Genomic DNA, 20,105 nt, shown 5'->3' on the forward strand with positions numbered 1-20,105 from the left:
GAAAGCGCCCGGAGAGTCAAGTCCGTAAAGCCGTGGAAAGATTGCCGAATCGGCTTGCCGTAACGATTTTTTTCTTCCGTGGCGGCGCGTGGCGAGGCGGCAACAGGGGGGCTTGAAGCCAACAAAAAAGCCCGGCGTCGAGCCGGGCTTTTAAACGATGCGATGCGGTCCGCGAAGGTGGCTCAGGAGGCCAGCGCGCCGATGCGATGGGCGAGACGCGAAACCTTGCGCGAGGCGGTGTTCTTGTGAACCACGCCCTTCTGCGCGGCGCGCATGATCTCGGGCTGGGCAGCCTTGAGCGCCTCGGCCGCGGCGGCCTTGTTGCCCGTGGCGATCGCCTCTTCGACCTTGCGCAGGAAGGTGCGCATGCGCGAGCGGCGGTTCTTGTTGACCTCGGTGCGCCGCGCGATCTTGCGCGTGGCCTTCTTGGCCGACGTCGTATTGGCCATCCAAACGTCCTCGTCTTCATCACGGTCCGTCGCCTGGCGTTGAGCCGGCGGTTCTGACCGCTACCTTGCTGGAAACACGTGAGCGGCGGCCGAGCTTGCGCGGGCCGCCGCGAGTGGTGGGGCTATAATCGCTCGCGCGGCCGCCGTCAACGCGGAATCCGCGTGAGCTTTACCATGAGGCTCACACTGACGGCGCGATGAAGCGGGCGAAGCTCGCCAGATCGACATTGCCACCGGAGAGAATGACGCCGACGCGCCGCCCTTCGACGGGCACGGCGCCGGTGAAGGCCGCCGCCGCAGCGAGGCAGCCGGTCGGCTCGACGACGAGCTTCATGCCCCGGATTGAGCGCCTTCGCCGCGAGCGCCGCGCCGGCGAGCAGCCCGCCGCCGCCGAGCGGCACGATCAGGATGTCGAAGGGGCCGGCATCCTCGATCAGCTCCTTCGTCGCCGTGCCCTGGCCGGCGATGACATGGGGATGGTCGTAAGGGGGGATGATCGTCAGCCCGCGCTCGCTGGCGAGGCGATCCCCGATGGCGAGCCGATCCTGCGTATAGCGGTCATAGCGCACGACCTGCCCGCCATAGCCCTCCGTTGCCGCCACCTTCGCGGCTGGCGCGTCGTTCGGCATGATGATCGTGGTCGGCACGCCCAAGAGCTGGCCCGCATAGGCGATGGCCTGGGCATGGTTGCCGGAGGAGAAGGTGACGACGCCGGCCTTCTTCTGCGCGGGTGAGAGCGAGGCGATGGCGTTGTAGCCGCCGCGGAACTTGAAGGCGCCCATGCGCTGCAAATTCTCGGGCTTGAAGACCAGGCTCGCATTCGTCCGCCGGTTGGCGGTGGCGGAGCTCATCGCCGGCGTGTGGTGGGCGATGCCCTTCAGCCGCTCGGCCGCCGCCTCGACATCGGCATAGGTCGGGAGGGACGGTCCGGTCTGGGCGTTCATGGCGGGAAATCCTGCTGGCGAAAGACGTGTGCTATCTGCCAGCAGGAGCGCCGGTCCATCAAGGCGGGGCCGCTCGACGCCGCCATGCGGCAGGCGATGGCCGGTTGCTCAGGCGTTCCTGAAATCCGGCTTCCGCTTCTCGGCGAAGGCGGACATGCCTTCCTTCTGGTCGGCGGTGGCGAAGAGCGAGGAGAAGACGCGGCGCTCGAAGCGCAACCCCTCCTGAAGGGTTACCTCGAAAGCGCGCTCGACCGCCTCCTTCGCCATCAGCACGGAGGGCAGCGACTTCGTGGCGATCGCCTCGGCCGCCTTCAGCGTCTCGGTCAGCAGGTCGGCGAGCGGCACGACGCGCGCGRCGAGTCCGGAGCGCTCGGCTTCCTCGGCATTCATCATCCGGCCGGTGAGGATCAGGTCCATCGCCTTGGCCTTGCCCACCGCCCTTGTCAGGCGCTGCGTGCCGCCGGCGCCGGGGATGACGCCAAGATTGATCTCGGGCTGGCCGAACTTCGCGTTATCCGCCGCGATGATGAAGTCGCACATCATGGCAAGCTCGCAGCCGCCGCCCAGCGCGAAGCCCGCGACCGCCGCGATGATCGGCTTCTTGCGCCGGCCGATCCGGTCCCAGTCCTCGAACTTGTCGTCGAGATAGGTGCCCGGGAAGGTGCGGCCATGCATCTCCTTGATGTCGGCGCCGGCAGCGAAGGCCTTTTCCGAGCCGGTCATGACGATGCAGCCGATGCCGTCATCCCGGCCGAAGCCGTCGAGCGCCGCATTGATATCGTCGATGAGCTGGCCGTTCAGCGCGTTCAGCGCCTGCGGTCGGTTGAGCGTGATCAGCCCGACCTTGCCCTTCGTCTCGACGAGAATGGTCTCATAAGCCATGGCGGCCTCCCGGATGGTCCTGCTCCGCCAGCTTTAGCGAGCGGCGCGAGAGCGGTCCATGCGCGTTGCGCACATCCGCGCATTCGCTGTCTCCCCCAGCGCGTCATGCTCGGGCTTGACCCGAGCATCTCGTGCAAGAGGAGGCTCCAGTGTCACTTCCGGCCGGAGATTCTCGAGTCAAGCCCGAGAATGACGCGTGTCTCTACCGCCTCGGCTGGCAGCTCTCGCAATAAAACGTCGAGCGGCCCGACTGCACTAGGCGCTTCACCAGCTTGCCGCAGCCGGGCGTGACGCAGGTCTCGCCCTCGCGGTCATAGACCTTGAAACGGTGCTGGAAATAGCCGAGCGAGCCGTCGGCATGGGCGAAGTCGCGGAGCGTCGAGCCCCCGGCCGCGACGGCCTCCTCCAGCACCTCGCGGATGATGCGGGCGAGCTCATGCGCCTTCTCGCGCGGCCGCCCCGTCGGCGTCGCGATCGTTCCGGCTTCCGCCTCTGGATGGAGCCCGGCCCGGAACAGCGCCTCGCAGACATAGATATTGCCGAGGCCCGCCACGAGCCGCTGGTCGAGCAGCGCGGCCTTCAAGGGCGCGAACTTCCCCGCGAACAGCTTCGCCAGCGTCTCGCCGGAGAGTTCGTTGCCGAGCGGCTCGATGCCCATCCCGGCGAAATGCTTCGATGTCGCCAGTTCGGCGCGGGGAACGAGATCCATGAAGCCGAAGCGGCGCACGTCATTATAGGTGACGCGCGCGCCCGTCCCCATCTCGAACACGACATGGTCGTGGATCAGATGCCGGCCGATATCGTTGTAGTAGCTGCCGGGTTCGGTCGGCGGCGTTCCGGGCGCCTCGACGATGAAGCGCCCGCTCATACCCAGATGCATCACGAGCGCCGCGCCGTCGTCGAGATCGGCGATCAGGTATTTCGCTCGCCGCGACAGGGCCTCGATCCGCCGGCCTGTCAGGCGCTCAGTGAAGCGCTCCGGCAGGGGAAAGCGCAGGTTCGGCCGGCGCAGCTCGACGCGTGCGAAGCGCTCGCCCAGCATGGCGGGCTCCAGCCCGCGCCGGACGGTTTCGACCTCGGGGAGCTCCGGCATATCAGCGACCTCAAATAAAGCCTGCGTCGAGAGGGCCCGCGACAAGCCCGCCGCCTTTGGCTATTGATCGGCTCAGGCGAATACAAGACAGATTTGCACAAGGCCGGCCCGACCGTGACAGCAGCTTCCGACACCACCCATTTCGGCTTCGAGACGGTGAAGCTCGCCGAGAAACAGGCCAAGGTCGACGACGTCTTCCACAAGGTCGCAGACCGTTACGACCTGATGAACGACATGATGTCGGGCGGGCTGCACCGGGCCTGGAAGAGCGCGCTGCTGACCGCGATCAACCCACCGAAGGATCGGGCCTTCCATCATCTCGACGTGGCCGGCGGCACGGGCGACGTCGCCTTCTCGGTGCTGGAGGCCGGCGGCCCGCTGACTGATGTTACCGTGCTCGACATCAACGCGGACATGCTGCGCGTCGGGCGCGAGCGGGGCGAGAAGCGCTTCCCGGATAATGATCGCATCCGCTTCGTCCAGGGCAATGCCGAGGAACTCGGCCTGCCGGACGGTCATTTCGACTGCTACACCATCGCCTTCGGCATCCGGAACGTGCCGCGCATCGACAAGGCCTTGGCCGAGGCCTATCGCGTGCTGAAGCGCGGCGGGCGCTTTCTCTGCCTCGAATTCAGCCATGTCGACGTGCCCCTGCTCGACAAGATCTACGAGGCCTATTCCTTCAAGGTCATCCCGCCGATGGGCCGGATGGTCACCGGCGAGGCCGAGCCCTACCAGTATCTCGTCGAATCGATCCGCAAATTCCCGAAGCCGCAGGCCTTCGCCAACATGATCGAGGATGCCGGCTTCCGCCGGGCGAAGTTCACGGCCATGACCGGCGGCGTCGTGGCGCTGCATTCCGGCTGGAAGCTGTGATGCTGGCTGCGGCGGCATGATCTCCTCCTTCTTCCACATGCTGCGCGGCGTGCGCGTTGGCTTCGTGCTGGCGCGCGAGGGTGCGCTGGCACTGGTCGACCCCTCCGTGCTGCCGCCGCTGGCGCGGGGCCTGATCCGCGTCGGCCGGCTGATCGAGCGGCGCGGCGCGGGCTCTTCCGCAACGCGGCTCGCGGCGGCGCTGACCCGGCTCGGCCCCTCCTATGTCAAGTTCGGCCAGTTCCTCGCGACCCGGCCGGACGTCGTCGGCATGAAGATCGCCGAGGATCTGTCCGCCCTGCAGGACCGGATGCCGGCCTTTTCGATGGCAGAGGCGCGCGCCATCGTCGAGGCTGCGCATGGCGTGCCGCTGGAGACGCTGTTTCCCGAGTTCAGCGAGCCGGTCGCGGCCGCCTCGATCGCGCAGGTCCATCGCGCCCGGCTGAAGGATGGCCGCGAGGTTGCGGTGAAAATCCTCCGGCCGGGCATCCGCGACCGCTTCAACCGCGATCTCGCCGCGATGCGCTTCGGCGCCGAGCAGGCCGAGGCGCGCTCGGCCGAGGCACGCCGTCTGCGCTTCACCGGCGTGGTCGAGACCTTGGCGCGCTCGGTCGCGATGGAGATGGACCTCAGGCTCGAGGCCGCCGCCCTCTCCGAATTCGCCGAGAAYACCARGGAMGAYRCCGATTTCCGCGTSCCGRAGCCGGAYTGGCAGCTSACSGCGCGSGAGRTGCTSGTCGACGAATGGATCGACGGCRTTCGCCTCTCCGATGTCGAGGGCCTGCGCGCCGCCGGCCACGACCTGCCGGAGCTGGCCCGCAAGATCATCCAGTCCTTCCTGAAGCAYGCGATCCGCGACGGTTTCTTCCATGCCGACATGCATCCCGGAAACCTCTTCGTCGATGCCGAAGGCCGGCTCGTCGCGGTCGATGGCGGCATCATGGGCCGGCTCGGCCTGAAGGAGCGGCGCTTCCTCGCGGAAATCCTGCTCGGCTTCATCACCCGCGACTACACGCGCGTCGCGCAGGTGCATTTCGAGGCGGGCTATGTCCCCGCCCATCACGATGTCGCGGATTTCGCCCAGGCGATCCGCGCCGTCGGCGAGCCGATTCACGACAAGCGCGCCGACCAGATCTCGATGGCCAAGGTCCTGACCCTGCTCTTCGAGATCACCGGCATGTTCGACATGGCGACGCGCACCGAGCTCGTCATGCTGCAGAAGACCATGGTGGTGGTCGAGGGCGTGGCGCGCTCGCTCGATCCGCATCTCGATATGTGGGGCACGGCCGACCCCGTCGTGCGCAGCTGGATCACCCATAATCTCGGGCCGATCGGCAAGCTGGAGGAGGCCGGGCGCGGCGCCCGCTCCCTGCTCGGCTCGCTGGCGGCGCTGCCCGACACGGTCGTTCGGGCCGAGCGCGTCCTCGGGCAGCTGGAAGACGCCTCGCGCCACGGTTTTGCGCTCGACGAGCGCAGCGTCGCCGCGATCGGCCGAGCCGAGGCGCAGCGCAATCGCTGGGGCACGGCGGCGCTCTGGGTGATCGCGGCACTGGTCGCCTACGGCGTGTTCGGCTAGGTCAAGCCTCAGCCGTCATTCTCGGGCGAAGCACAGCTTCGACCCGAGAATCTCTCGCAGGAAGAGGCGCCTTTCCGTCCTGAGATGCTCTGCGCCGCGATCGTGCCCGATTCCATGTCGACGGCGATGGCGCGCGACAGGTTGATGCGGCGGCGCTCCTTGGTCCAGCGCAGCTCCCAGTTGCGGTCGTCCTGCGTCACGACGGTGCCGGTGCGCAGCCGCTGCTTCAGCGTATCGCCCTTCTCGCCGGTGATGTCGGCTGCGGCCTGCTGCAGCGCGACCTGCACCTCGGCCAGGGCCGGGATCGGGATGTCCGGCGGCACCAACTCGTCCAGGATGCCGTCCTGCCGGAGATAGGCATGGGCGAGGACGTAGTCGCCGATGATCTGCGTCTGGCGCAGGCCGCCGCAATGGCCGACCATCAGCCAGCAATTGGGGCGCAGCACCGCCAGATGGTCGGTGATGTTCTTCGCATTGGACGGGCCGACGCCGATATTGACCAGGGTGACGCCGTCGCCATCCTTCCGGATCAGGTGATAGGCCGGCATCTGGAAGCGGTGCCAGGGCGCCGACATCACCCGCTCGGCCGCCGAGACGTCGACGCCGTCGCGGTCGATGCGAATGCCGCCGGGCGCGACCAGCGCCTCGGCCGTGCCGGCCTCGATCTCGGCCAGGCCCAGCCGGACGAACTGGTCGACATAGCGATGGTAGTTGGTCAGCAGCACCCAGGGCTGCACCGCCCGCCAGTCGGTGCCGGTGTAATGCACCAGCCGGCGCAGCGAATAGTCGACGCGCACCGCGTCGAAGAGCGAAAGCGGCCGCGGCTCGCCCTCGACGATGTCGAAGGTGCCGTCGGCGATCTCGTCCCCGACCAGCGCGAGCAGCGGGGTCGGGAAATAGCGCGCGAGCTCGGCGGCGGTGATCTTGCCGCGCCCCAGCTCGTCGCCACCTTCGAGCGCATAGGGATAGGGGATTTCCTGCTGGCTGATGCCGGTCTCGATCATCGCGCCGTATTCGGCGACGAGCGGCTTGAGCTGGTCGAGCAGATAGCTCCTGAACTCGGCCGGCTGGGTCACTGTGGTCGAGTAGATGCCCGGCGCGGCGAATTTGGCGTAGCCGCGCCGCGTCGCCGCCGGCAGCTTGGAGGGCTCGTAGCTCACCCGCAGCATGGGGTAGCGATAGCGCTCCCGCTGCTCCGGGGTCGGCGGCTCTCCGGTCTCGAAGAAGCGCTGGAGATCGCTGCGCAGCGCGCCGCGCGCCTCCTCATAGAGCCGTTCGAGGCGGTCGATGGCGGCTTCGGGCGTCGCGGCGGTCTCGAAGCTCATGGGCGGCGGCATCCTTCTCTCCCGTCGGTTCTAACCATGCGCCCTCGGTCCTGACAACAACCGGCGGTCCGCCCCGCCAGATTGGGGGAAAGGACGGCTTGACGCGGGTGGAATTCGGCATTACTAAACCAATCAGTTAATTAACTGATTGGTTTCATAGATGTCGGCGGACCCGCTCAGCCTGACCTTCGCCGCCCTCGCCGACCCGACCCGCCGCGCCATCCTGGCCCGGCTGTCGCAAGGCGAGAGTTCGGTGAAGGAACTGGCCGAGCCCTTCGCGATGAGCCTGCCGGCCGTCTCCAAGCATCTGAAGGTGCTGGAGCGGGCCGGGCTGATCACGCGAGGGCGGGAGGCGCAGTGGCGACCCTGCCGGCTCGATCCCGGCCCGTTGCAGGACGTCTCGGAATGGCTGGAGCATTACAGCCGTTTCTGGGACCAGAGCCTGGGGCGGCTGGACGAGGTCCTGCGCGCGATCAAGGCGAAACCGCCGGGTGAACCGGGCGTTTGACGTCCAGATCTCTTCAATTGGATCAAAAGGCTTCTCGTCATGCTCAAGACAGCTCTCCTCAGCCTGCTCGGCCTCGTCGTGATCGCCGTCGCGGTGGTGCTGATCCTTGCCGCCCGCAAGCCCGACACCTTCCAGGTCACGCGCACGGCCACGATCAATGCGCCGCCGGAGCGGATCTATCCGCTCATCGCCGATTTCAAGGCCTGGGGCGCCTGGTCGCCCTGGGAGAAGAAGGATCCCGCCATGACGCGCAGCTATGGCGGGCCGGAAAGCGGGGTCGGCGCGACCTATGCCTGGGCCGGCGACAAGAATGTCGGCGAGGGCGGCATGCGCATCCTCGAGGCCAACCCGCCCGCCAGGATCGCGCTCAAGCTCGATTTTCTCAAGCCATTCGAGGCGCATAACGACGTTGTCTTCGCTCTCGCCCCGCAGGGCTCCGCGACGAATGTCACCTGGACCATGACCGGCCCGACGCCCTTCATCGGCAAGATCATGCATGTCTTCATGGATATGGACCGCATGGTCGGCGGCGATTTCGAATCCGGTCTGGCAGCGATGAAGGCGGCCGCCGAGCGGCCCGCCTGACGCCTGCCGCCGCAGGGCCGTCATCTCCCCAAAAAACATCATGAGGAAGGAAGCGACCGATGAATTCCGAACCGCAGAAGGAACATGAGTGGCTGCAGCAGCTCGTCGGCGAGTGGAGCGTCGAAATCACGGCCTCGATGGGGCCGGATCAGCCGCCCACCAACACGCAGGGCACGGAAACGGTCCGCTCGCTCGGCGGGCTCTGGACCCTCGGTGAAGGACAGGGCGTGTGCCCGGACGGTTCGCCCGTCACCAGCCTGATGACGCTCGGCTTCGACTCGGCCAAGGGGCGCTATGTCGGCAGCTTCATCGCCTCGATGATGTCGATGATCTGGCACTATGACGGCGCGCTCGACGCCGATCGCAAGGCGCTGGTTCTCGACACCGAAGGGCCGAGCATGGCCGGCGATGGGGCGATGGCGAAGTATCAGGACGTCATCACCTTCCTGTCGCCGGGCCACCGGACCCTGACCTCGCGCGCGCTCGGCCCGGACGGTCAGTGGACCGAGTTCATGTCAGCCCATTACCGCCGCAAGGCCTGAATCAAAGGAGGAGACGACGATGAAACTCTCGACTTATCTGATGTTCGGCGGCAATTGCCGCGAGGCCTTCACCCACTACGAGAAGGTACTCGGCGGCAAGATGCTCGCCATGATGGATCACACGGGTACGCCGGCCGAGGAGCACGTCCCGCCCGAATGGCGCGACAAGATCCTGCACGCCTGCCTGGAGATCGACGGCCAGATGCTGATGGCCTCGGACGCGCCGCCGGATCGCTCGGACGGCCCGATGCGCTCGGTTTCCGTCAGCGTCGGCGTGAAGACGCCGGAGGAGGCGGAACGCATCTTCGCAGGGCTCTCCGAAGGTGGCGCCAAGGTCACCATGCCGATGGCCGAGACCTTCTGGTCGCCGCGCTTCGGCATGCTGACCGACCGGTTCGGCACGAGCTGGATGGTCGGGGCGGAGATGCCGGCGGATCAGGCGAATTGCGGTTGACGCTGCCGGTTTCCTGAGGAAACACGCCCTCATCCGGGCTTGACCCGGGATCCATCGTGAGGCTCTGCGCTCTGTGATGGATCCCGGATCTGCGCGGCTTCGCCGCTTGTCCGGGATGACGGCGTGTTTCCGAGCCGCCTCTACGAGCGCCCGCCGTCGACCGAGAGTACCTGCCCGCTGATCCAGCCGGCCTGCTCGCTCAGGAAGAACAGCGTCGCGTTGGCGATATCCTCGGGCGTGCCGAGCCGGCGGGTGTGGATGCTCTCGACCAGCCGCTTCTGGCCCTCTGGCCCATAGCTCTGCCATTGCCGCTCGGTCGCGGGGTTGGAGCGGACGAAGCCGGGCGCCACCGAATTCACCGTGATGCCATGCGGGCCGAACTCCCAGGCGAGCTGCTTCGTCAGCCCGACCAGAGCGTGCTTGGCGCTGGCATAGGCCTGAATGCCGGTGAGGCTCGGGCGCAGGCCCGCGCCCGACGAGATCGTGACGATGCGGCCATAGCCGGCCCGTCGCATCACCGGAGCCGCAGCTTGTGCCAGGAAGAAGGCGGCATCGACATTGGCGGCGAAGATGGCGCGCCAATCCTCTTCCGAGATGTCCTCGATCGGCCGGCCGACCTGCCCGCGCACGCCGCCGGCGGCATGGACCAGGAGATCGAGCCCGTCATCGGCGGAGGCGATGCTATGGACCAGAGCCTGCGCCGCCTCGGGCGAGCCAAGATCGACAGCATGGGCGGTCGCGCCGAGGCTCCGGGCGGTCTCTTTGACGCCATCCGCATCGATGTCGGCGAGATGGACACGCGCGCCGGCCTCTGCCAGCGCCGTGGCAATGGCGCGCCCGATGCCCTGGGCGGCGCCGGTGACGAGGGCTACGCGGCCGTCGAAACGGATCTGCATCGGTCGATCAGCACCTTCAGCGTCTCGAAGGCCATCGGGCGGCGGCCTTCCTCGATGTCGTGGATGAGCGAGACCAGGGTCTCCAGCGCCGGCGTCGCGACGCCGGCCTCGCGTCCGAGCGTGGCGATGATGCCGATCTGCGGATCGACCTCGGTCCTGCGCTTGCGCACCGCAAGGTCACGCCAGATGCCGGAATGGGTCTTGGCCGTCCGCGAGGTGTAGTCGGCGAGCCATGCGATCGTCGCGACCTGCGGCCCCTCGGGCGCGCCCGGCGCGAACACCATCGGGTCGAATTCGCCGAAGCCGAGCGAGGTGATGCCGCGCTTGCTCGCCACCGCGCCGACTTCGCGGCCAAGCGCGAGCCAGACCGGCAGGCGCTGCGGGTCGGCGAAGTTCGCCGACATCGAATCGTCGGTCAGGGCCGTGGCGAACAGCATCGCGCCGTAGGCGAGCTTGCCCCAGAGATAGCCCCAGATGTTGTCGGTCAGGATCGAATCCGGCTCGAACAGCTTGAGCAGGCGGTGCATCTCGGCCGCGCGCTCGCTGACGGAGCCGTCGATCTCGCCCACGACCACGGCGCCGCGATTGCCATAGAGAATCTCGCCGTCGCCCAGCCAGTCGGCCCCGAAATTGACGAAGCAGCCGAGCGTGCGCCGCTCGCCGACCGCCCTGGCGATGGCGAGCTCGTTGAGCCCGTTCTGGGCGGAGAGCACGAAACCGTCCTCGGCCAGATGCGGCTTCAGCGCGGCGAGCGCGGCCTCGGTCGCCCCGGCCTTCACGGCGAGCACGATGCGGCGATAGCGGCCGTCCAGCTCCTGCGGCGTCACGGCCGGCACCACCTGCCGGAATTCGGCAACCGGTCCGGTGGTCGAGAGCCCCCGCGTTCGGCAGGCCTCGACATGGCCGGGTACGACATCGACGAGGAGCACAGGCACGCCGGCCCGCGCCCAATAGGCGCCGAGCGTCCCGCCGATCGCGCCGGCGCCCCAGATCAGGATCGGTTCGCTCATCCGCGCCGGCTCATCAGGCCTGCCCGACCATCTCGACATCGCCATGGGTGGCGACGTGCAAAAGCCCGTCCGACGTCACCCAGCCGCGATACATGCCTTCAGTGTTGTAGGGCGCGACGATCGTGCCGTCGGCGCCGACAGCCACCAGCCCGGCGCCGATCTTGTGGTCGGAAAGCTCGCCCAGAACCTCCTGCGTCGCCTGTTCCAGCGTGAGGCCCTTATAGGCGACCAGGGATGCGATCTCGTGMCCGACGCAGTAGCGGATGAARTAYTCGCCCTTGCCSGTRCCSGAGACSGCRCARCGCCCGTCGCGSGCATAGGTGCCGGCGCCGATGATCGGCGAATCGCCGACGCGCCCGGCCGGCTTGTTGGTGTAGCCGCCGGTCGAGGTCGCGGCGGCGAGATGGCCCTGCGCGTCGCAGGCGACGGCGCCGACCGTGCCGTGCTTCTCGGCCTCGCTGGCTTCGGAAGCCGTGCCGACGATTTCGCGGATCTTCATCGAGGCGAGGTTCTTACGTCGCCGCTCGGTCGAGAAATATTCGTTGGGGACGGTGTCGACGCCCTCATGCTCGGCGAAGACGTCGGCGGCCGGACCGGCCAGCAACAGCGGATCGCCGCGCAACATCAACGCCTTGGCCGCGACGATCGGATTGCGGATGTGCTTGGCGGCGCAGATCGCGCCGGCAGCGAGCGTCGCCCCATCCATGATCGAGGCGTCAAGTTCATGCTCGCCATCGGCGTTGAAGGCGGCGCCGTGGCCGGCATTGAAATGCGGCGAATCCTCCATGACGCGCACGGCGGCCTCGACGGCGTCCACCGCCGGCCCACCCTTGGCGAGGATGGTCCAGCCGGCGCGCAACGCGCCGGCGAGGTCGGAGCGGGCCTGCGCCCATTCGGCTTCGGTCATCTCGGCCTTCGGCAAGGTGCCGCAGCCGCCGTGGATGGCGAGAGCAAGTGTCATGAAAGAGGTTCCGTCGAAGTGATCTGGTCCGTCCCGGCCGGCACGGGGCCGGCCGGGAGGCGGAGGCGAAGGGTCACTTCTTAACAGGCTTGATGTCCATCGCCAGCGTGTCCTCGTCGACGCGCGGCGCGATGGTGACCTTGTCCTTCTGCATCGCCCAGGCAGAGCCGACGGCCGTGATCGGCAGGCGCGGCCGGTCCTTGGCGACGATCGCGGCGACATCCGAGAGCATCTTGTTGCGCTTGGCCTCGTCCATCTCGATGGCCGCGTCCTCGATCAGCTTGTCGACCTGCGGGTTGGCGTAGTTCTGGACGTTGAAGGCGCCGAGCTTCTTGGCCGGGTCGTTCGAATGCACCAGCGAGGACAGCGTGTAGTTGGCCTCGCCCGTCAGCGTGCCCCAGCCGGACATCGACATGGAGAAATCCCCGCGCAGCCGGGCCGGGAAGAAGACGGCGCCGGGCTGGGCGTTGGCGTTCACCTCGATGCCGATGCGCGCCAGCATCTGGGCGATCGAGGTGCCGACCTGCCGGTCGCCGGGCAGGCGGTCATTGGTGAAGGAGAAGGTGACCYTGAAGCCGTTGGGGTAGCCGGCCTCCTCCATCAGCTTCTTCGCTTTGGCGAGGTCGGGCTTCAGCGCCGGCAGCTCCTTGTTGAAGCCGGCGATGGTCGGCGTCACCAGCTGGTTGGCCGGGGCGCCCAGCCCTTCCATGGCGATCTCGGCGAGCGCCGGCCGGTCGATGGCGAGGTCGATCGCCTCGCGCACCCGGACGTCCTGCATCGGGTTCTTCGGCAGGGGCGAGCCGTCCTTGGCGCTGACCTGCGGGGACTTGTCCCGCATGTCGAGCTCCATGTTGAAGAGATAGACGCTTTCGATGGTGGTGACGGTGAGCTTCGGGTCGCGCTTGAGCGTCGGCACGTCGGAAGCCGGCGCGCGCACGATGATGTCGACCTGGCCCGCCTTGAGCTGCGCGACGCGGGCGGCGTCGTTCGGCAGTTCCTTGCGCACGACCTTGGCCCAGGGCTCCTTCGGGCCCCAATAGCCATCGAAGCGCTCGAGCACGAGCTGGTCCTTCGGCGTCCAGGACACGAAYTTRTAGGGGCCGGTSCCGATCGCGGCCTTGCCGGAGTTGAACGCCTCGTTGGCATTGTCCTTGGTCAGGCCGGCGGCCGCCTTGTGCGAGACGATGAAGAGGCGGATGAAGTCGTTCGGCAGGTTCGGCGCGGGCCCGTCGGTGACGACCTGCACCGTCAGCGGATCGACGATCTTCACCTCCTTGACGCGGCGGACATAGATCGTCGTCGGGTTCGGGCCGGCGACGACCGGAATGCGCTCGATCGAGAACTTCACGTCCTCCGCCGTGAAGTCCGAGCCGTCATGGAACTTGACGCCGGGGCGCAGCTTGAACTCCCAGACATTGGGCTCGATCGCCTTCCAGCTCGTGGCGAGCCGCGGTTCGAGCTGGAGCTTGTCGCCCGACCAGATCAGCGTGTCGAAGACCTGCTTCAGCGCCTCGGCATGGGTGCCGGTCGCGGTGAAGTGCGGGTCGATCGATTCCGGGCCGGCGCGGACGCCGATCGTCAGCGTCTGGGCCAGCGCGCCGGTCGAGACGGTGGCGCCGAGCAGGGCGGCGAAGGCGGCGAGACGAAAGCTGCGTGCCAGATTCATCATGGATCCCCTGTTGTTGGCGTTGATGTCGTCTAGAGTTCTTGCGGCCAGTCGGGCGAGGCGATGACGAGCTTGTCCATTAGCGTGCGGAGCTGGCGCTGCTCTTCGGAGCTGAGGCAGGCGAGCATGGCCTGCTGCTGCTCCACCATCAGCGGCATGGTCTCGTCGAAGATCTTGCGGCCGGCCGGGGTCAGATGCAGCACGTAGCTGCGCAGATCGGCCGGGTCGCTTTCGCGCTTCAGGAGGCGTCGCTGCAGCAGCTTCTGGATCGCGCGCGAGAGCGTGTTCTTCGGCAGGCCGGCCGAGGCGACGATGTTCTTCGCCGCCACGCCCTCCTTGAGGCCGACCGCATAGAGCGCGACGAAATCCGGCCGGACCAGGCCGTAGCGCGTCTCGATCCAGCGATAGACCGGGTCGTTGAAGCGGAAGGCGACGAAGTTCAGCCGGAAGGACAGCCAGYAGGGGTTTTCCCAGAGCTTGGTCACGATCAGGGGATCGAGCGCGCCCAGCGCCGCTTCGCGTGCGGGATCGACAGGCGAAAGGGGGCTCGGAGAGCGGCTCATGACGGCTGTCTCTTCGGTCAAATTAGTTCCAGATGGAACTTGACCGTATCTTGGGACGGAGTCAAGGGTAGTGCCGGGATCGCGCCATCGCAATCCATTTAGTCTATCGCATTAGTAGTTTGTCCGTCGCTCCAATGACCCAAGCAAGGAACGCACCGTGCTGGTTGCCGAGATGAACTGGATGCAGATCGAGGCGCAGGCGCGCCGCGACGATCGCTGCGTCCTGCCCCTCGGCAGCGTCGAGCAGCACGCCTATCTCAGCCTCGCGACCGATGTGATCCTGTCCGAGCGCGTGGCACAGGAGGCGGCCGAGCCGCTCGGCATTCCCGTCTTTCCCGTGCTCGCCTATGGCCTGACGCCGGGATTCCTGGATTTCCCCGGCAGCATCTCGCTGCGCATGAGCACCTATGCGGCTCTGCTCGGTGACATCTTCGACGGCTTCTACCGCTCGGGCTTCCGCCGGATCGTGCTGGTCAACGGCCATGGCGGCAATTCGCCGGCTCTCAACTTCGCGACCGAATGGCTGGACAAGCACCCGGATGCCAGCATCCGCCTGCATAATTGGTGGGCGGCGCCGCAATTCCAGGCGGCGGTCAAGGCGGTCGATCCGGCCGCCTCGCACGCCTCCTGGATGGAGAACTTCCCCTGGACGCGGCTTGCGGGCGTGGCCATGCCCGATAAGCTGAAGCCGCCCTTCAACGCCGCCGAATATCAGGCCGCCAGCCCGGCGAAGCGGCGCGAGATCCTCGGAGACGGCAATTTCCACGGCCTTTACCAGCGGCCGGACGAGGAAATGCTGGAGCTCTGGCAGGTCGGCGTCGAGGAGACCCGTGCAGCGATGGTGGAGAACTGGCCGTGACGTCGCGCCGAAGGCTTCACGCATGCTAGGCCACATCGCCTCCCGCCTGGCTCAGGCCCTCGTCGTCATGCTCGTCATGTCGGTGCTGGTCTTCGTCGGCGTCTACGCGATCGGCAATCCCATCGATGTCCTGATCGGCCCCGATGTCAGCCAGGAGCTCCGGCTCCAGACCATCGCGCATTACGGGCTCGACCGGCCGCTTTGGGAGCAGTACCTCACCTTCCTCGGCCGCGTGCTGCACGGCGATTTCGGCCGCTCCTTCGTCTTCGGCATGCCGGTGATGGATCTCATCCTGTCGCGGCTGCCGGCGACGCTGGAACTGACGCTGGCTGCGGTCTGCGGCGCGGCGCTGATCGGCATCCCCGCCGGCATCTATGCGGGCTACAGGCCAGACAGCTTCGCCTCCCGGMTGATCATGACGGTCTCGATCCTCGGCTTCTCGGTGCCGACCTTCTGGATCGGCCTCGTGCTGATCATGGCCTTCGCCGTCGAACTGCAATGGCTGCCGGCCGGCGGGCGCGGCGAGACCGTCTCCGTCTTCGGCGTCGAGTGGAGCTTCCTCACCTTGAACGGCTTGAGCCACCTCCTGCTGCCGGCGCTGAACCTCGCCCTCTTCAAGCTCGCCCTGATGACGCGCCTCGCCCGCGCCGGCACCCGCGAGACCATGCTCTCCGACACCGTGAAATTCGCCCGCGCCGCCGGCTTGTCCGAGTGGACCGTGCTGCGCCGCCATGTGCTGCGGCTGATCGCGATCCCGCTGGTCACCGTCTTCGGCCTCGAATTCGGCTCGACTCTGGCTTTCGCCGTTGTCACCGAGACGATCTTCTCCTGGCCGGGCATCGGCAAGCTGATCATCGATTCGATCCAGTCGCTCGACCGGCCGGTGATGGTCGCCTATCTCATGCTCGTCGCCTTCGTCTTCATCACCATCAACTTCCTCGTCGACCTCGCCTATGTCGGGCTCGATCCGCGACTCAGGAAGGGGGGCGCGCGATGACCGACGCTTCTCCCGCAGCCCGCTTCTGGGCCGAGTTCCGCGAGAGCAAGGTCGCGGTCGTGGCGCTCGCGGTGGTCGTGCTGATGATCGGCATTGCCTTGCTGGCACCGCTCGTCGCGCCGCAGGACCCTTACGACCTCGCCAATCTCTCGCTTTCCGATGCGCGCCGCCCGCCGGGTTTCGTCGGCGAAGGCGGCTATACCCATTGGCTCGGCACGGATGCGCAGGGGCGCGATCTCCTCTCGGCCATCCTCTACGGCCTGCGGATCTCGCTGGAGATGGGCCTGGTGGCGGGCGCGCTCGCCTTTACGCTCGGCGTCACGCTCGGCATCGGCGCGGCCTATATCGGCGGGCGCTGGGAAGCCTTCATCATGCGCGTCATCGACCTGCAGCTCGCCTTCCCGGCGATCCTGCTGGCGCTCGTGCTTTCGGCGCTGCTGGGCCAGGGCAAGCTCCAGCTCATCGCGGCGCTGGCCTGCGCGCAATACGCCTATTTCGCCCGCACCGCCCATGGCGCGGCCTCGGCCGAGCGCGGCAAGGACTATGTCGAGGCGGTGCTCTCGACGCCCCTGCCCGGCTGGCGCGTCGTCCTGCGCCATATCTTCCCGAACTGCCTGCCGCCCTTGATCGTCGTCGCGACCGTGCAGGTGGCGAATGCCATCGCGCTGGAGGCGACGCTCTCSTTCCTCGGMGTCGGCCTGCCGSWGACGGAGCCCTCGCTTGGCATGCTGATCTCGAACGGCTTCCAGTACATGCTGTCCGGCCGCTACTGGATCTCGATCTATCCCGGCATCGCCCTGATCGTCCTGATCGTCGCGATCAACCTCGTCGGCGACCGCATCCGCGACCAGGTCAATCCGAGGCTGAAGCGATGAGCGACGCGCCTCTCCTTCAGGTCACCGACCTCGCCACCCATTTCCACACCCGCAATGGTGTGGTGAAGGCGGTCGACGGCGTCTCCTTTGCGCTGAAGCGCGGCGAGGTGATGGGGCTCGTCGGCGAGTCCGGCTCGGGCAAGAGCATCACCGGCTTCTCGATCATCGGGCTGATCGACGCGCCCGGCCGCGTTGAGTCCGGCTCGTCGGTGAAGCTGGAGGAGCGCGAACTCGTCGGCTTGCCTTCGGCGGAACTGCGAAAAATCCGCGGCAAGCAGATCTCGATGGTCTTCCAGGACCCGATGATGACGCTGAACCCGATGCTGACCATCGGCACGCAGATCCGGCTCGCCCTGGAAGCGCATGAAACGGTCTCCGGTGCCGAGGCCCGCCGCCGCTCCGTCGCGGCGCTGGCGCAGGTCCGCATTCCCGATCCCGAGGCCAAGGTCGATTTCTATCCGCATCAGTTCTCCGGCGGCATGCGCCAGCGCGTTGCCATCGCGATTGCCCTGTTGCATCGGCCGAAGCTGATCATCTGCGACGAGCCGACGACCGCGCTCGATGTCTCCGTCCAGGCCGAGATTCTCGTCGAGATGAAGGAGCTCGTCGCCGAGCTCGGCACGGCGCTGATCTGGATCAGCCACGACCTCGCCGTCGTCGCCTCGCTCGCCGACCATGTCTGCGTCATGCGCTACGGCAAGATCGTCGAGRCCGGGCCGACGCTCGATGTCCTGACCCATCCGCAGCATCCTTATACGCGGTCGCTCCTCGACGCGCTGCCCTCACGCTCCGAGCCCGGCAAGCTGCTCGCCGGGGGCGTCGGCGCCGATGTCGCGCCGCCGCCGCGCGCTGTGAAACAGGCGCCGCCCGTCGTCGCGGATGCCGTGCACTATGTCCGCATCGAGCATGTCGCCAAGCGCTTTGCTCAGACGCCCGGCCTGTTCCGCAAGCTCGCGCAGAAGGCCGGCCTGTCGAAGGCACCGGCCGCTGTGCAGGCCGTCGATGACGTCACGCTGGTGCTGAAGCGCGGCGAGGCGCTCGGTCTCGTCGGTGAATCCGGCTCGGGCAAATCGACGCTCGGACGCGTCGCGGCCGGCATCTATGCGCCGGACAGTGGTTTCGTGCGCATCGACGATGCGCCGGTGATGAGCGCGGGCGACCATCCGCACAAGGTCACGACGCGCGTCCAGACGATCTTCCAGGACCCCTTCGCCTCGCTTAACCCCCGCATGAGGGTGGGTGACAGCATCGCGGAAGGTCCGCTGGCGCACGGCCTCATCAAAAGCGGCGAGGCGAAGACTTACGTCCGGCAATGGCTGGCGGCGGTCGGGCTCAACCCCGATTTCGCGGACCGCTACCCGCACCAGTTCTCCGGCGGCCAGCGCCAGCGCGTCGCCATTGCCCGCGCGCTCGCCATGCAGCCCGATGTCGTGGTCTGCGACGAGCCGGTCGCCTCGCTCGACGTCTCCATTCAGGCGCAGATCATCAACCTCTTGATCAGGCTCAGGCAGGAACTGGATCTCACGCTGATCTTCATCTCGCACGACCTCTCGGTCGTCCGCCATCTCTGCGACCGCGTCGCGATCATGTATCGCGGCAAGATCGTCGAGAGCGGCCCGGCCGGCCAGGTCTACGATCATCCGCAGCACGACTACACCAAGCGCCTGCTCGCCGCCGTGCCGGTGCTACCGCGCGCTGTGACGACCTGAGGAGAGCGACCATGACGAGCCAGTCCGATGAACTCCTGCCCTGGCAATGGCCGGAAGAGGTCTGGCGCGGCAAGGTCGAGCAGGTTCGCGCCGGCCGGAATCTGAAGCCCGCGAAGTGGAAGAACGGCGCCCGCTGCGCGGTCGCGCTCTCCTTCGACGTCGACCACGAGACCAACGAACTGCGCGACGGCGGCAAGTCGGTCGGGCGGCTTTCCTGGGGCCAGTACGGCAACCGCGTCGGCGTGCCCCGCATCCTCGACCTGCTGAAGCGGCAGGATATCCCCGCAAGCTTCTTCGTGCCCGCCGTCACCGCCTTGCTCTACCCGGAAGAGCAGCGCCGCATCATCGGCGAGGGCCATGAGATCGGCCTCCACGGCTGGATTCACGAGGTCAATACGGCGGTTCCGCCCGAAAACGAGCGCGAACTGCACCTGCGCTCGGCCGATACGCTGGAGAAGGTCACCGGCGTCCGCCCGGTGGGCATGCGCACGCCGTCCTGGGATTTTTCCGACGTGACGCTCGCGATCGAGCGCGAGCTCGGCCTGCTCTACGATTCCTCGCTCTTCGCCGATGACGACCCCTATGAGATCGTCGAGAAGGGCGAGCCGACCGGCATCGTCGAACTGCCGGTCGAGTGGATCCGCGACGACGCGCCGTATCTCAGCATGAACCGCTTCCAGGCGCTCCGACCCTATACGCCGCCGGAAGCGGTCTTCGACATCTTCCGCCGCGAATTCGAGGGCGCCTATGCCGAGGGCGGGCTCTTCCTGCTGACCATGCACCCGCATGTCATCACCTACCGCTCGCGCTTCTGGATCCTCGAGGAGCTGGTTCGCCTCGCCAAGGCCAAGGGCGATTGCTGGTTCGCGACCCATGCCGAGATCGCGGCCTATGTGAAGGACGAGGCCGGCATCTGACCCGCTCGGGCGGTGGAACCGCTGCCCGATTCCCGCCGTTTTCGCTTCATCGCCGGTTCAGGCCGCAAGGGCCCTGATACCGCGCAGGTTGAACGAATGACGGGAATCGCGATGCGCACGAAACGCTTGCTGCTGGTCGGAACGGTCCTGCCGGCCCTTATCCTCTCCCAGGCGGGGCAGGCCTTCGCGCCGTTGGGCGTCCAGCTCGCCCAGGCGCCGGGAGGCGACGACGATCGTGGCCGCGGCCAGCGTGAGCGCCAGCCCGGTCCCGGAGGAGGCCAGCCCGGCCAACCCGGTCAGCCGGGGCATCCAGGAGCCGGCGGCCAGCCGGGGCGTGCCGGAGCCGGCGGTCAACCCGGCCAGCCCGGCCGCCCGGGACAGCCGGGACAACCTCCTGGCGAGCGCGCGCCCGCAGCGCCCC

21 protein-coding genes and 1 pseudogene are annotated in these 20,105 nt (G+C 67.4%); 11 read left to right on the top strand and 11 right to left on the bottom strand.

The window, feature by feature from the left end:
- Positions 1-182: 182 nt before the first annotated feature.
- From rpsT to mutM, 4 genes and pseudogenes are all read right to left on the bottom strand, one after another.
- Positions 183-449, bottom strand: a complete 267-nt coding sequence (rpsT, locus tag AB4Y99_RS15885) for a 30S ribosomal protein S20 (RefSeq protein WP_038365000.1) — start codon at positions 447-449, stop codon at positions 183-185.
- A 181-nt stretch (positions 450-630) separates the two neighbouring features.
- A pseudogene (locus AB4Y99_RS15890) lies at positions 631-1,393 on the bottom strand (pyridoxal-phosphate dependent enzyme).
- Positions 1,394-1,501: 108 nt separating this feature from the next.
- Positions 1,502-2,275, bottom strand: coding sequence for an enoyl-CoA hydratase (locus AB4Y99_RS15895; protein WP_441523971.1), 774 nt, complete (start codon positions 2,273-2,275; stop codon positions 1,502-1,504).
- Positions 2,276-2,477: 202 nt separating this feature from the next.
- A complete protein-coding gene (gene mutM, locus AB4Y99_RS15900; protein WP_133560286.1) occupies positions 2,478-3,368 on the bottom strand; it encodes a bifunctional DNA-formamidopyrimidine glycosylase/DNA-(apurinic or apyrimidinic site) lyase in 891 nt (296 codons plus the stop codon).
- A gap of 114 nt (positions 3,369-3,482) precedes the next feature.
- Between mutM and ubiE the strand changes: the two genes are divergently transcribed.
- Together ubiE and ubiB are read left to right on the top strand one after the other, a co-directional pair.
- Positions 3,483-4,244: a bifunctional demethylmenaquinone methyltransferase/2-methoxy-6-polyprenyl-1,4-benzoquinol methylase UbiE gene (gene ubiE / locus AB4Y99_RS15905; protein ID WP_441523972.1), complete on the top strand. Its 762-nt coding sequence runs from the start codon at positions 3,483-3,485 to the stop codon at positions 4,242-4,244.
- Positions 4,245-4,260: 16 nt separating this feature from the next.
- Entirely contained in the window at positions 4,261-5,817 is a 1,557-nt protein-coding gene (gene ubiB, locus AB4Y99_RS15910; protein WP_441523973.1) for a 2-polyprenylphenol 6-hydroxylase, read from the top strand.
- Positions 5,818-5,825: 8 nt separating this feature from the next.
- Here ubiB and AB4Y99_RS15915 read toward each other — a convergent pair whose 3' ends face one another.
- A complete protein-coding gene (locus tag AB4Y99_RS15915; RefSeq protein ID WP_441523974.1) occupies positions 5,826-7,142 on the bottom strand; it encodes an AMP nucleosidase in 1,317 nt (438 codons plus the stop codon).
- Positions 7,143-7,302: 160 nt separating this feature from the next.
- Between AB4Y99_RS15915 and AB4Y99_RS15920 the strand changes: the two genes are divergently transcribed.
- The 4 genes from AB4Y99_RS15920 to AB4Y99_RS15935 are packed head-to-tail and all read left to right on the top strand — an operon-like array spanning position 7,303 to position 9,231.
- The gene (locus AB4Y99_RS15920; RefSeq protein WP_441523975.1) at positions 7,303-7,650 is read left to right on the top strand and encodes an ArsR/SmtB family transcription factor; all 348 of its coding nucleotides are present in this window, start codon (positions 7,303-7,305) and stop codon (positions 7,648-7,650) included.
- A 39-nt stretch (positions 7,651-7,689) separates the two neighbouring features.
- On the top strand, positions 7,690-8,235 hold the full coding sequence (locus AB4Y99_RS15925) for an SRPBCC family protein (protein ID WP_038364983.1): 546 nt from the start codon (positions 7,690-7,692) through the stop codon (positions 8,233-8,235).
- A gap of 59 nt (positions 8,236-8,294) precedes the next feature.
- Positions 8,295-8,777, top strand: a complete 483-nt coding sequence (locus tag AB4Y99_RS15930) for a DUF1579 domain-containing protein (protein ID WP_441523976.1) — start codon at positions 8,295-8,297, stop codon at positions 8,775-8,777.
- Between the two features lie 19 nt (positions 8,778-8,796).
- Positions 8,797-9,231 (top strand): VOC family protein, encoded by a 435-nt coding sequence (locus AB4Y99_RS15935; RefSeq protein WP_441523977.1) that lies wholly within the window; start codon positions 8,797-8,799, stop codon positions 9,229-9,231.
- A gap of 140 nt (positions 9,232-9,371) precedes the next feature.
- Here the strand turns inward: AB4Y99_RS15935 and AB4Y99_RS15940 are convergent, their stop codons facing one another.
- The 5 genes from AB4Y99_RS15940 to AB4Y99_RS15960 all read right to left on the bottom strand — a co-directional run bounded on the left by AB4Y99_RS15940 (position 9,372) and on the right by AB4Y99_RS15960 (position 14,327).
- The gene (locus AB4Y99_RS15940; RefSeq protein WP_441523978.1) at positions 9,372-10,127 is read right to left on the bottom strand and encodes an SDR family NAD(P)-dependent oxidoreductase; all 756 of its coding nucleotides are present in this window, start codon (positions 10,125-10,127) and stop codon (positions 9,372-9,374) included.
- Complete coding sequence (locus tag AB4Y99_RS15945; protein ID WP_441523979.1) at positions 10,100-11,137, bottom strand: ketopantoate reductase family protein; 1,038 nt, start codon at positions 11,135-11,137, stop codon at positions 10,100-10,102. Before AB4Y99_RS15945 ends, AB4Y99_RS15940 begins: the two co-directional genes overlap by 28 nt.
- A 13-nt stretch (positions 11,138-11,150) precedes the next feature.
- Positions 11,151-12,098 (bottom strand): isoaspartyl peptidase/L-asparaginase family protein, encoded by a 948-nt coding sequence (locus AB4Y99_RS15950; RefSeq protein ID WP_441523980.1) that lies wholly within the window; start codon positions 12,096-12,098, stop codon positions 11,151-11,153.
- A gap of 73 nt (positions 12,099-12,171) precedes the next feature.
- On the bottom strand, positions 12,172-13,767 hold the full coding sequence (locus AB4Y99_RS15955) for an ABC transporter substrate-binding protein (protein ID WP_441523981.1): 1,596 nt from the start codon (positions 13,765-13,767) through the stop codon (positions 12,172-12,174).
- Between the two features lie 29 nt (positions 13,768-13,796).
- The gene (locus AB4Y99_RS15960; protein ID WP_441523982.1) at positions 13,797-14,327 is read right to left on the bottom strand and encodes a MarR family winged helix-turn-helix transcriptional regulator; all 531 of its coding nucleotides are present in this window, start codon (positions 14,325-14,327) and stop codon (positions 13,797-13,799) included.
- 157 nt (positions 14,328-14,484) lie between these two features.
- On the opposite strand from AB4Y99_RS15960, the gene AB4Y99_RS15965 reads away from it, so the two are divergent.
- Genes AB4Y99_RS15965 through AB4Y99_RS15985 form a run of 5 tightly spaced genes read left to right on the top strand, consistent with a single transcriptional unit; the run spans position 14,485 to position 19,684 of the window.
- The gene (locus AB4Y99_RS15965; RefSeq protein ID WP_112762433.1) at positions 14,485-15,186 is read left to right on the top strand and encodes a creatininase family protein; all 702 of its coding nucleotides are present in this window, start codon (positions 14,485-14,487) and stop codon (positions 15,184-15,186) included.
- 22 nt (positions 15,187-15,208) lie between these two features.
- Positions 15,209-16,183, top strand: coding sequence for an ABC transporter permease (locus AB4Y99_RS15970; RefSeq protein WP_441523983.1), 975 nt, complete (start codon positions 15,209-15,211; stop codon positions 16,181-16,183).
- Positions 16,180-17,058, top strand: coding sequence for an ABC transporter permease (locus tag AB4Y99_RS15975; RefSeq protein WP_441523984.1), 879 nt, complete (start codon positions 16,180-16,182; stop codon positions 17,056-17,058). Before AB4Y99_RS15970 ends, AB4Y99_RS15975 begins: the two co-directional genes overlap by 4 nt.
- Positions 17,055-18,767 (top strand): dipeptide ABC transporter ATP-binding protein, encoded by a 1,713-nt coding sequence (locus tag AB4Y99_RS15980; RefSeq protein WP_441523985.1) that lies wholly within the window; start codon positions 17,055-17,057, stop codon positions 18,765-18,767. Before AB4Y99_RS15975 ends, AB4Y99_RS15980 begins: the two co-directional genes overlap by 4 nt.
- 11 nt (positions 18,768-18,778) lie before the next feature.
- A complete protein-coding gene (locus AB4Y99_RS15985) occupies positions 18,779-19,684 on the top strand; it encodes a polysaccharide deacetylase family protein (protein ID WP_441523986.1) in 906 nt (301 codons plus the stop codon).
- Between the two features lie 57 nt (positions 19,685-19,741).
- Here the strand turns inward: AB4Y99_RS15985 and AB4Y99_RS15990 are convergent.
- On the bottom strand, positions 19,742-20,105 hold a 364-nt coding region (locus tag AB4Y99_RS15990), incomplete at its 5' end, for a hypothetical protein (RefSeq protein ID WP_441523987.1).

Source organism: Allobosea sp. TAB14, from assembly GCF_052113865.1.
GTDB classification, from domain to species: Bacteria; Pseudomonadota; Alphaproteobacteria; order Rhizobiales; family Beijerinckiaceae; genus Allobosea; species Allobosea spartocytisi.